General features: G+C 43.5%; 6 protein-coding genes. 4 read left to right on the top strand and 2 right to left on the bottom strand.

All coding sequences use genetic code 11. The features are described 5' to 3' along the window. Positions 1–100 precede the first annotated feature (100 nt). The 4 genes from AW17_RS02635 to AW17_RS02620 all read left to right on the top strand — a co-directional run bounded on the left by AW17_RS02635 (position 101) and on the right by AW17_RS02620 (position 10127). Complete coding sequence (locus AW17_RS02635; RefSeq protein WP_029274547.1) at positions 101–2455, top strand: S8 family serine peptidase; 2355 nt, start codon at positions 101–103, stop codon at positions 2453–2455. A 12-nt stretch (positions 2456–2467) separates the two neighbouring features. Continuing rightward, complete coding sequence (locus AW17_RS02630; RefSeq protein WP_029274546.1) at positions 2468–3571, top strand: ComEC/Rec2 family competence protein; 1104 nt, start codon at positions 2468–2470, stop codon at positions 3569–3571. A gap of 307 nt (positions 3572–3878) precedes the next feature. Beyond that, positions 3879–5165 (top strand): hypothetical protein, encoded by a 1287-nt coding sequence (locus AW17_RS02625; RefSeq protein WP_029274545.1) that lies wholly within the window; start codon positions 3879–3881, stop codon positions 5163–5165. 246 nt (positions 5166–5411) lie between these two features. Next, positions 5412–10127, top strand: a complete 4716-nt coding sequence (locus tag AW17_RS02620; protein WP_029274544.1) for an NACHT domain-containing protein — start codon at positions 5412–5414, stop codon at positions 10125–10127. Between the two features lie 501 nt (positions 10128–10628). On the opposite strand, the gene AW17_RS02615 is transcribed toward AW17_RS02620, so the two are convergent. Together AW17_RS02615 and AW17_RS02610 are read right to left on the bottom strand one after the other, a co-directional pair. Beyond that, a complete protein-coding gene (locus AW17_RS02615; protein WP_029274543.1) occupies positions 10629–11612 on the bottom strand; it encodes an ISAon1 family transposase in 984 nt (327 codons plus the stop codon). After that, entirely contained in the window at positions 11587–11949 is a 363-nt protein-coding gene (locus AW17_RS02610) for an ISAon1 family transposase N-terminal region protein (protein WP_029274542.1), read from the bottom strand. Before AW17_RS02610 ends, AW17_RS02615 begins: the two co-directional genes overlap by 26 nt. Positions 11950–12010 lie beyond the last annotated feature (61 nt).

Below are 12010 nucleotides of genomic sequence, written 5' to 3'. Positions count from 1 at the left end.
GGGGACGAAAATGGGGGTTGTACACGTAAAAAAAAAATACAATATTTACTAAGCCAATCCTAAAACTAACTGCGTTCCAAAAACGCTAAAACGCTACTCAATGAAACGGATTATTGCTTACGCATTGACCGATGCAGAAATGCTTCGCATTAATACAACTCTTAAGGATATTTTGAGAACAGATAGTTACCTAATTGGAACTGTCAGTGATGAAGAATATAAAGAACTTCAAAATGAACAGTTTATTATAAAAGTGTTAAGTGAAGAAGGCAAATCTCAGGAAACGGCAGACATATTTCCAGAGTCTACATTCTCAAAAGTAGAGGGTTACATTAAAATCAGGCCTTCAAGTATATTTGAACGGGGCTTTGATGATGCGACTTTTCCTAATTATTTTATCGTAACACTGGATACGCCATTAATCAACGATTATAAACAAGAGCTCGAATCCCTTGCCATAGATATCATCAGATACCTTGGCAATGATAGCTATGTTATCTATCTTAAAGAAAACGTGCTGAATAGAGTTCGCGAACTAAGCTTTATCCAGGATTTACGATACTACGGCGAAGATGAGACTGGATTAAATATTTTTACAAAACTTAAGAAAAACTTGAGTTTTAATAATCTTGATTTTATTTCGGACATAGCAAATCGTGGAAATCTTAAAGGAGAAATGATTCAGCTGACCGTACCGATAGGCACACCAGCTCTTTTTGATGTCGTTCTTCATCGCAAAGAGGATAGGTACGAGTTGCTAAAATATTTAGAAGAAAATCAAGTACGAGTCTTAGGAAGTTCCGAGATAAAGGTGCGCATTGAGATAAAGACCGGTGAGATTATTTTTGCAGCTCTTGCAGCCAACAAATATATCCAAACAATTGAGCAGTATATCCAGCCGAAGCCAACCAACGATCTGGCGCGGCAGATACTTAATGTTGATGGATTTGGCGCTCCCGTTGTGGTTCAAATGGATTATGAAGGGGAAGGTCAAATTATCGGAATAGCTGATACGGGAATAGACGACACTCACCCTGCACTTGCTGACCGTATTGCTGGCATAAGTGCTTGGGGGAGATCCGGCGATAGCTCTGATCCAAATGGGCACGGTACACATGTTGCAGGCTCTATTGTTGGAACCGGTGCCAACTCTAATCAAACGATAAAGGGAACCGCACCGAAAGCGAAGATCTTTTTTCAATCAATTTTAAAAGGAAATGGCCAGCTCGATTTACCTGTTGATCTGGGGCAGCTTTTTCAGGAAGCTTTTGATGCGGGTGCCAGGATTCACAATAATAGCTGGGGGGCAGCAACAAAGTCACGTTATACGGCAAGCTCGGTTGAAGTTGACAACTTTGTTTATGCAAACAAGGATATGCTACTTGTCTTTTCGGCTGGGAATGATGGTAAGGGCAAGATTTATCGTAACGTGCCTGAAGGCTATACAGATCTCTTTTCTTTGGGATCACCTGCAACTGCAAAAAATGCGTTAACCGTTGGGGCTAGCCGCAGCACGAGATCGGTTGGCGGTTACTCAACGTTGACTTATGGAACAGTCTGGCAAGAATCATTTCCCTTTGATCCTACAAAAGGACAAAAAATATCTGGCAACCCTGATTGCATGGCGGCATTCAGTAGCCGGGGGCCAGTGGATGATGAACGTAGAGTAAAACCAGACTTAGTTGCACCAGGAACAGACATTGCATCCACATTTTCTAAAGACGCTGATTTGTCAAATTTCTGTGGAATCCATCCTGAGTTTGACAAGTACGCAATCATGTGCGGTACTAGTATGTCTGCCCCTTTGGTTTCTGGTTGTGCAGCTCTCGCAAGAGAATACTATCAAAAAAATCATTCCCATCTGCCTAGTGCAGCACTTTTAAAAGCCACACTTATTAACAGTACATCGATATTGAAGGAGGCGGATGCAAATTTTGTCAGATTTTCTGGCACAACTCAGGATGTTGAAATCCCACACTATCATCAGGGCTTCGGTTTATTAAATATGCTCAACTGCATACCTGGTACCCACTCTAATTTCAAGCTTGCTTTCGAAGATGGCTATCTCGATCCCTCAATGCATTTCACCAAAACGGGGCAGCGGTTTAGCTTCAACATTCAAATATCAAACCCATGTTGGCTCAAGATAACAATGGTATATACGGACCCACCTGCGCGGGGTTTACAACATAATCTTGTTCTAATCGCCAGTCATCCAGCATCTGGCCAAAAATGGGCTGGCAATCACATACTCCCAAGAAACCTGGTTGTTGCTGATGGGCTTACCGGTGTTGCGATAGATTTACACAACAATGTTCAGACTATATGCCTGTCTGAGGCATCCCCTGGTAGCTATACCGTGCAGATCGTAGCGCACAGTCTTTGGCAACCTTCTCAGGATTTTGCTATGGTCATCACGTCAGACGATAAAGATTTCATATTCACAAAACACTAATAACCTATAACTATGACAAGGATTCATGTTGTTCAGGCACAATTCGGCGATTCAATTATTATTGAATTCGGCACACCCAACGAGAGAAAATTCATTCTTATTGACGGCGGGCCCTCTGGTGTGTATAATAATCATCTCAGAGGAGAAATTGAAAATATTATTGGTGCCGAGGGTACTCTTGATGCTCTTATCGTGAGCCATATCGACACTGATCACATAAAGGGTGTTCTTGATCTATTAACCGAAATAAAAAAGCAAAGAGATCAGGGGAAAGACGAAATTCTTTCCATAAAAGAACTCTGGCACAATTCTTTCTCCAATACCATTGATTTAGATGGGACCATCACCAATCAAGTAGAAAAAATATGCGAGGTTATGGGCAATCAGTCCATGGACATGGAACATGCCCAGATGGTGATTAGCAGCCAGAACGAAGCAAATAAAGTGAGAACATTTGCGAACTATCTTGAAATACCAATCAACATCAGCACGAATGATAATTTCTTTTCTCTTGAAAAAACCTCAGATCCCATAAGCTTTGGAAACCTTACGCTTACGATCACAGGGCCAACTACTGAGAATCTGCTTGCCTTAAGGGATGAATGGAACGAATGGACGGAAAATAGGATACAGGAAATCAGCGATGGAAAGTTTGATATGACTGCGTATTCGGACGATACGGCTCCCAACCTAAGCAGCATTACCTTTCTCGCAACTATCGATGAAAAAAAGATACTATTTACTGGAGACGCTCGTGGCGATCATATCATTGAAGGACTTAAAAAGCGTAAGCTATTAATGTATGGGAAGCTGCACGTAGACATACTTAAAGTACCTCATCATGGAAGTGACAGGAATACGAGCAGAGAGTTTTTTGAAACAATTACTGCTGATAGGTATGTGATTTCTGCCAATGGGAAACATCAAAACCCTGACTATGCAACCCTCTCCTGGATTGTTGAGGTAGCAAAAAAGCAAGGCCGACAAATTGAGATAATTATTACTAATGAGACCCCTTCGACAAAAAAAATACTAAAAGACTATGATCCTACAGAATACGGTTACAGTATTACATACATCGATCATGGAAAGAATTCAGTATCGCTTACACTTTAGTCTACAATAGCCATTTTCATGAAACATCCTATGGATATTAGCGAAAAAGGAGCGGTTCCTTCCCCAGATTATTAGTTATTGAAAGCAAAAAAATGACGCACAATTCAAATACGTAAATGAGAGAAGAGTCAAACTTTTGATTGAAAATAACCGAGATTCCTGATGTCAGGAAAGGATTAAAGGATGTTGCTAAAAATAATTGGTAAAAGATAAACAATATCGTCACCAGTGCTTATTATTGATTTAATAAGACACACAGTGTTATCGGCTTTTTGAAATTTATTTAATCCGAACGTATCAAAAACTAATGAGTAAGCTTAACAATGAATTGTTATTGAAAATTGATGAGGATAGAATATACCTGACACCGTTTCTGTCTCTACCTTTCGATCAAACCAATATCCTCTATCAATACCTAGGTTTTAAGAAAGGCTTATATTGGATGGTCAAGATTGATGATTATAATCCGGCTTTAGGTGTTTTAAATGTTCAAGTGATTGACTATTCGCCGACCGACAAAGATCGTTTTATCAAACAGCGTACTGATAAAATAATTAATCAGATAATATTTGCTCCAATGAAATGGGATTTACTCTCACCTCAATTGTGGTGGCACCAACAAATTAATTTGAAACCAATGCTTGAATATAATGAGTCCGCCACTAAACTCCTAGAATCAACAGCTAGTTTAGGCCATCAACAAGGTTTCAAAGGATTCTCACATTTGACAACAGTCGATCAAGTGAGCGCTTTTCGATACACCCTTGAACTTAAAATACCTTTTTCTAATCTGTTATTTAAGAATGGATATGTAACATTTGATTACTGGGTTAGAGAACTAGGGATCAATAAAACGATTTCCTTTGTAGTTCTAAATACCGAAATCATAGAGGCGTTCGAAGAAGTAAAAGAATGGTTTTCAAAAAAACTTGGCAAGAAACGCATTACAGTGGTTGCACAGCTTTCGGTGTTCAAGGGCCAAACCGATCATACCGCGAGTTCGCCAGATATTGAAGCCATTAATAAATCTTTGATAGAAGAGATTAAACAGGAAAGGGTAATGAGTATCTGCAAAGCAAAGAACAATGAAACAGGCCAGCTACTTTCTCTTAATTCTGTATTGGAATTGACTAAAATTACTACAGGTATTTTGCAGGATACAGAGCAGGAGGTAATTGAAATTATAATGAAAAATGGCAAAGTACGTAACAAAGCTCAGATCCAATATCTTGCTAACATTAGGCAAACCCTGAATCAGAAGATTAAATTTACACTTTATCCATACTTCGGTTTTTTGTTTACTATTGAAGGGATAAAACATACTCATTTTGTTTGGGAGCAGAGAAATTCAAATGCTACTTATGTATGGAGCACTTACCTCGACACTACCGAGCCATTTTTTCTAATAGAGCGAGAAATCAAACAAATATGCAGCTCCGGAAGGGATGTTTACAAAAGTAGCCAGCGTCAAAATCGCAATGTGGATATCGTATGTTTTGCAACCTTTTTCCATTCTAAGATATCGAAGAAGCCTTTGGAGAGTTTTGAAAGCTGGAAAAACAAGCTTGAAAATTATCTGTACAAGCTTGGCTAGCCAAGGAAGTTTGTTGTCTGATGAAAAAGATATTGCGTCGCTAAATCTGAAGTATTCATGTAAGGTATTCGATAATTCCCTGCTCACTATTTTGCCCGACCAGAAAATTATAATCCAAGGCCTTTCTTCTTTTGTTTATTGTCAGTCTCGTCTGAAATTACTTGTCGTTTTTGAATTGTAGTCACAACACTTGCAGGTATGGTAGCCGTGATTTGCCAAATTCAGAAGTTTCCTGTATTTTGTACTATGAGTGGAAGAGCAACATCAGGTGGCGTTCTTTTTCAATCAGAAGTCGGCGCCTATGTAGCCGCTCTCCTACTAACAGAACGTCCAATAAGTCGCCTGGGCGATAATTTACCAGGCAAGCCCCAAAAGATATTTATGGAGGCACCTTCCCCCGTTGATGATGTTAAGGTCATAACGGATAAGGGATTACTATTTTTTCAAGCGAAAACAAATCTGTCATTGTCCGATGCAAAGGATAGTGAACTGCGATCTGTCGTTGACCAGTTTGTGCGGCAATACCGTGAAGGCGTTCCCAGCGGAAGTAAAAACCGGGATATGGATTTGACCACCGACAGGTTGATACTGGTAGTCAGTGAGACCGCACCAGCTACAGTGCGTAACGACCTGAAGGAAGTACTTGCAAAAAGCCGCACGGGTGCAGCGACCGCATTGCCAAAGAACCAGCAAAATGCCTTGGATATCTTCACGGGTTTGATTAAGGATGCCTGGCTGGAGGAAGAGGGAACTGCAGCATCATCCGCCACGGTAAATTCGATACTTAAGCTTTGCGCAGTGGTGGTGCTGGATGACAACCAGAAACTTTTGGCTACCGAAGCATTGCGGGAGGTGGTCAAGATAAAGGGGGATGAAACAACGTTGGCTGATATGCTGGTCAAATGGGCAACCGAGGCATCCAAAAATGGGACCGGCGGCGACCAGAGTGCGATCCGACTTTACTTACAGGGCAAAATTTCCCTTGTAGAACCACCAAGTTATCACTCAGATGTGGCCAAGCTTACGGCCTATAGCGCAAGTGTGGTGAACAGGCTGGTACGATTTACTAAGATCAATACCGAGGCCGGAGAGATCACTTTTTCCCGTCCGGTCAGCCCAGTGGTGATCAGTGCGGCAAGAAACGGCGGACTGGCCATTACCGGAGATCCCGGTTCTGGAAAATCGGGCATTATGCATGCACTTTCGAGCGAACTTTCAAAAGATTCGGTTGTGGTGACCCTGACGGTTGAAACCAACATCGGCACCCTGGAAGCGCTGCAAAAAGAAATCGGACTGGAGCATCCCTTGATTGAGGTGTGCAAAAATATATCACTAAGTGGCACCGGCTACCTGGTCCTTGACGCACTAGATGCGACTAGGGGCGGTGTGGCCGAGGCAACTTATAAAAAACTGATCCATGAGGTCTCCCTGTTACCCGGCTGGAAGGTGATCGCCTCGGTGCGGACCTTTGATCTGAAGTTAGGGGTGGAATGGAGACGGCTTTTTAAAGGCGTGGCCCCTGTTCCCGGATTTTCCGAGCCCAGCTTTATGGCTGTCCGGCATGTTCATGTTCCCCTGCTCGGTGAGTCGGAAATCAGCGAGATCGAAGCAAAGTCACCTTCGCTGAAGGTTGCATTAGCTGCTGGCGGGGATAAAATGTCCGAACTGGCAAGAAATCCGTTTAACCTCTCGCTGATCGGCGAACTGCTTAGCGCAGGGGTCGCGCCAGCTTCTCTGTCCGGTGTTGTCACCCGCTCGGAATTGCTCGCCAGGTATTGGAGCGAGCGTTTGGATGACCTGGGGCTGCCCGCTACCATTGCGATGAAAACCTTTGTTGAGCTCGTGCTTTCAGCACGGGCGGTCGATATCCCGGAGACTGAAATTCCGCAAGATGCCGCTGCTGTTATCCAGCAGTTACAGGCCAGGGGTGTGCTGGTCACCGAGCAGACCCACCGTATCGCATTCCGGCACCACGTGCTTTTTGATTATGCAGTGTCCAAGTTGATATTGGAACCTGATCCGCCGAAGGCCATACCCCGATTGTCAAAATCGGCAGGAGCGGGATTGCTCATCTCTCCGTCGCTGGAGTACTGGGTGGAACACCTAAAAAAAACGTCTTCTGCCGAAGATTATTGGAAGCTGATTACCATTTTGATGACTAGTGAAGCTACTGATCCCATCATCAGGGTGGAAGTGGCGCGGATCGCTGTTCAAGGTGTTGCTGTCGGAGAAGATCTGACTGCGCTTTCAAAAGTCTTGTCAGGCGCTGATCCTGATCATAAAAAAGGAATTATCCATCTGGCCGGTACGCTTAGTACCTTTGGGGTAGCCACTGGTGCGGCAGATGGCTGGGCTGTAATGGTTTCGGGAATTAAAAATGTGATCGACTATTATCAGCTGAACAGCCTGAGGGTGATCATTGATCTGCTGCTCCCTGGTCCATTGACCGATATTGGCCAGCTGGCATTGGGGAAAGTATCAAGGACTTTATTTGATGCCATGTCAAAGGAAGACCATTTGATCCACTGGCTTTCTCCGAGTGTCATTCCGTTCCTGGCAAAGACATACGGCTCTGATCCAAAAGCCTCCAAAGATAGGCTGAAGCAGGTTTTCGCTCCCGAACGTTTTAACAAGCTGGGTTACATTGAAGTGCCCTGGCTGGCAAGGGAGACAGTTTCCCTTGCTGAGCATGATGATGATCTGATTGCAATGCTCTACCGCCGGGTATTTGCAGGAGGGGATTTCAGCAGTGAGCACAAAACGGCAATGGGCCGCCCCAGCTGGATTCTGAGCCTGACTTCAAATGCAGCCCAAGATTTTAGCTTGGCGGAGTATAGCCTAAGTACGGATTTCCCAAGGCTGCTGGAACTGTTTCCAAAAGCCGGTTTCCGCGCCCTTGGTGCAGGTCTGGACGGGCTGAACAGCCGCAGGCTGGGCGAACCTGTTAAGGATTACAAGGTGGACTATTTGGACGGCCAGAAGCTGTTCATTGAGGATAACAGTGCGCTCTGGGCATGGGACATTGATTCTGGGCATGACGGTGAAGATAAGATTTATAGTGCCTTTATAGCCTGGGCGATTGGCGCAGATGAGGCTGTGTTGTTTACCGCACCTGCTATTTTGTTGAATGAAAGCAGCAAGGCATTGGTGTGGAAGGTATTATTTGATGCCGCTACAAGACGGCCCGAAGTATTGGGCAAGCTCATGTGGAATTCGGCCATTGACCAGGTCATTTTAAGCTCCATGAATACAAGGAAACAGGCCATTGAAATGATTACAGCGACCTATCCCCTCGTTTCAGTGGAACAGCGCAGAAGTGCTGAGGAAAAGATTTTGTCCTATGATTTCGCGCACACCGGAGATCCGGAATACTACCTGAAATCGACTGTTGCCACTGTTTTTAATGCAATCGGTGAGGCCAATCTGGTCACCGAGCAGGCAAAGGATTTTCTTAAAAAGGCATTGAAAGATGGCGAGGACGTATCCAATGGTAGACCGGTCGAGTTTGGTTCGGGATGGAGCTCCGCCACAAGCAGTACGGGAAGGAAACCCCATGATTCTGATGAGCTTGAGCAGATCCATTCGGCCAGCGATTCGCTGAGGTCAATGATGGCCGAAAAAGTGGAAGACGGGCAGGAAGATCCATTATGGCCGACTGTGGACGGTCTTTCCAAATTGGTTGATACCGCAAGTTTGCCCATTCCTGAGGCCCTGGCGGATGAAGCTGCCGAAGTGATTTCCAAGTCGCTGGGCAAATCGCTAAAAAACGGTCTAGTGCCAACTGAGGAGCAGGATGCTGCCGTTCAGCGGCTACTGGATTTAAGCCATCATACCAGCCCGAGGATTGATAAACAGACCGAAGCGGATTTCGAGCGTTTTCCATCCTGGTCGGGCCAGTCGGTAAGGGTAGAAGCTGCCGGAGCATTGGGAGATACATTAACCGTACCGGGGCTGTGGCCAAAAATTAGTGAGCGCTATCAGAAAATGTTGCTTACCGATCCCCATCCAGCGGTGCGGATGCAGCTCATCACTAAGGTGATCGGTCTGTGGGATATTGACCGGAATGCGATGTGGGAACTGGCAGATAAATTTGTTTCCTCCGAACATAACAAGGCGGTATTGGGATTTGGTGCCCACGTACTTTCCCGGTTAAGGGTGATTGCCCCTGAAAAAGTAGAGCCGTTGTTTTTAAAACTGACAGGTAAAGAAGTATCTTTCCATAGCGGGGAGAACGTGGTGCCGTCTACATTTGCTTACTTTGGTGTGGTAAAGGGCTTTACGTCCTCAAAAGCGGAAATCGGTAAATGGATTGCCAATTTCAAGAATTACGAAAAGCAGCTCCATGGCGTGCTGTTCAGTTTGCGGGATTATCTCGGTATTGGGTATTCCAGTGCGGGCGGTCCGGAAGAAATAAGCAGGAAAAATGTTATTGCATTTTTATGGGCATTGATTGCAGCTCTGGAACCGAATGTAAGATCATGGCCGACTGATCGTGAAGCGACTGAAGAGGAAGTAGCTGCACTAAAGTTATTCAATGAAATCGCCGATCAGCTTTATTATGGCATTGGTTATAGGAGGGCAATAAGCTTATCGATCGAAGAACAGCAGGCCTTTCTGGACGAATACAGTCCGATCATTTCCAAATTGACCACATTGGGAACGCCCAAATCCGTGCACCACTGCTTAGAAGTCCTTGAAAAATTACTCGAAGCGAACCCTGCCCAATGTTTTGATCTGTTCAGCGAGGCAATGCTGAGAAAAACCGGTGTTGCAAGATATGAGCATGAGCCGATGGGCGCCAAGCTGTTTGTTAAACTTGTCGGCCTTTACATAGCCGATTACCGTCCCATTTTTGTGGATGCACAAAGAAGGGAGAAGCTCGTCGAATGCCTTGCGGTGTTTGTGGAAGCGGGTTGGCCCGAGGCAAGGCGGTTGTTTCAAACGCTGCCGGAATTGAGGTAAAATACCAAAATTGAATTAGCGATTCACAAAGTTGAATCGCTAATTCAATTTTGGCATGTGGATAGATACCTTATTGTTAATAACGGCTTTAGTTTTCGCCCGAACACAGGACATTATTCGATTCTTTATTTAAAGGAGTTATTTTATACGCTTGGCGAGGTAGAGAATTTAAAAATTCACAGCTTAAATCCTTTTCGTTTATTAATAGATGCCTTTTTGTCTCTTGAAGGAAACAGGCTCTCCGTCTGTATTCTTTTCGCAATAGACTCATTTTCAGCAATTAATCCTCTTTTTATCAATTCCAGTTTTTTAAGGTCCTCTATAAAATGGTTCGACATTTGTACCGTACGGTCCGCGAAAATAGTTTTAAATTTAACTAAAAGCTTGTAAATTAAATGTTTACAGGCTTTTTCGTTGTGCGCCGGGCAGGATCAAGCAAAAAAGTTGGGGAGTATTGGATCAAGCAAAAAAGGGATCAAGCAAAAAAGTTGGGGATTAATTCTAGGCATAAATTTTAGCTAATCTGAACAAGAAGAATTTTACATTTCTCACTCCCCTAAACTGTGATCTGAATGCTTTTATTTTAGCGTTGAAAGATTCAGCAGATGCATTGGTGCTTCTATTTGTAAAGTAGTTTAATATGGTTTGGTAGTTGTTCTGGATTGTTCTTGAAATCGTGTTAAACGATTTGAATCCCGCTGCTTCTACCTGATTATACCAAATGGCCAGCTTTTTAAAAGCAACTATCCTGTCCTTGGATGTACTGAGTATAATGGACAAACCCTGACTTAATTTATAAGCCTGCTCAAGATCAGGATACAAACCAAATAATAACTCTGCCCGGTGTGATTGCGAAGGGGTCCAGTTAACCTCTCTCTTGAACAGTAAGTATCTACTTCTTGCGAGTAATTGTTTTACTGTATCACCATTTTCCAGCAATTCCGGCACCCAGCGTTTTTTTGCAGTCTTGGCCAGCTCCATTTCCTTGTTTTCCTGTTCGATGGCCTCCCATCTGTGTCTTATCCTTATTTCCTGGACACCTTCGGTAGCCAGTTGCTGTACGTGGAACCGATCGGAAACCAGTTCTGCATTAGGAAAGCACCGTTTAACTATACGGGACATTGTTGGAGCAAGATCAAGAGTAACTTCTTTCACTTTTCTGCGCAAGCCTACCTTGATCTGAGAGAGGACTTTGATAACCGATTCGCTTTCCGTTCCTTTAATAATGGCAACCAAGGCACCTTTTTTACCTTTTGCAGCCTTATTGGTCAGAACGGTATACAACTCTCCCTGGGAGAGGCTGGTTTCATCTATGGAAAGATATTCTCCCAGATTCTCCGGAAAAACAAGCCAGTTCTCCGCATGTTCCAACTGATCCCAATCTGTAAATCCACTCAGATGACTAGCATATTGTTCCTCAAGGCGTTTACCATCTAATCCAAAGAAATGACCTAGCGTTTTACAGCTTATTGGGCTTGAATCCAAATAGCTTTTCAAAAAAAAATGCAAACTCAGTAGTCATCTTAGTACCATCGGCAACCAGATGCCAATCCCTAAAAACAATCTTTTTGGTATTGAGGTTTTGCCACTTGCGGCGCTTTACCTTCAAAAAACAAGGCTTGCCACGTAAAGGAAAGTCGCGAACAGTGACTTCATCGAAAAAACCCTTAGAAATTAGCTTTTCTCCTGAATACTCCCCAGGGTGAATGTTTTTTTCTAAAAGATAAATATGATAAGAGCCTTCAGAAAGTTCAAACTTATCAAGTTCAAAGTATTCGGTTAAGCCTTCAGGAAGTATGAAAGATAGTAGTGTGGTGTCCAAAACAAAGTATTTTCACAAAAATAATCAAACTTTAATACTCCCCAACTTTTTTGCTTGATCC

This window comes from Pedobacter borealis DSM 19626 (assembly GCF_000708285.2).
Lineage (GTDB): Bacteria > Bacteroidota > Bacteroidia > Sphingobacteriales > Sphingobacteriaceae > Pedobacter > Pedobacter borealis.
Note: the sequence above shows the minus strand (reverse complement) of the source record. Positions and strands in the feature narration are given on the sequence as shown.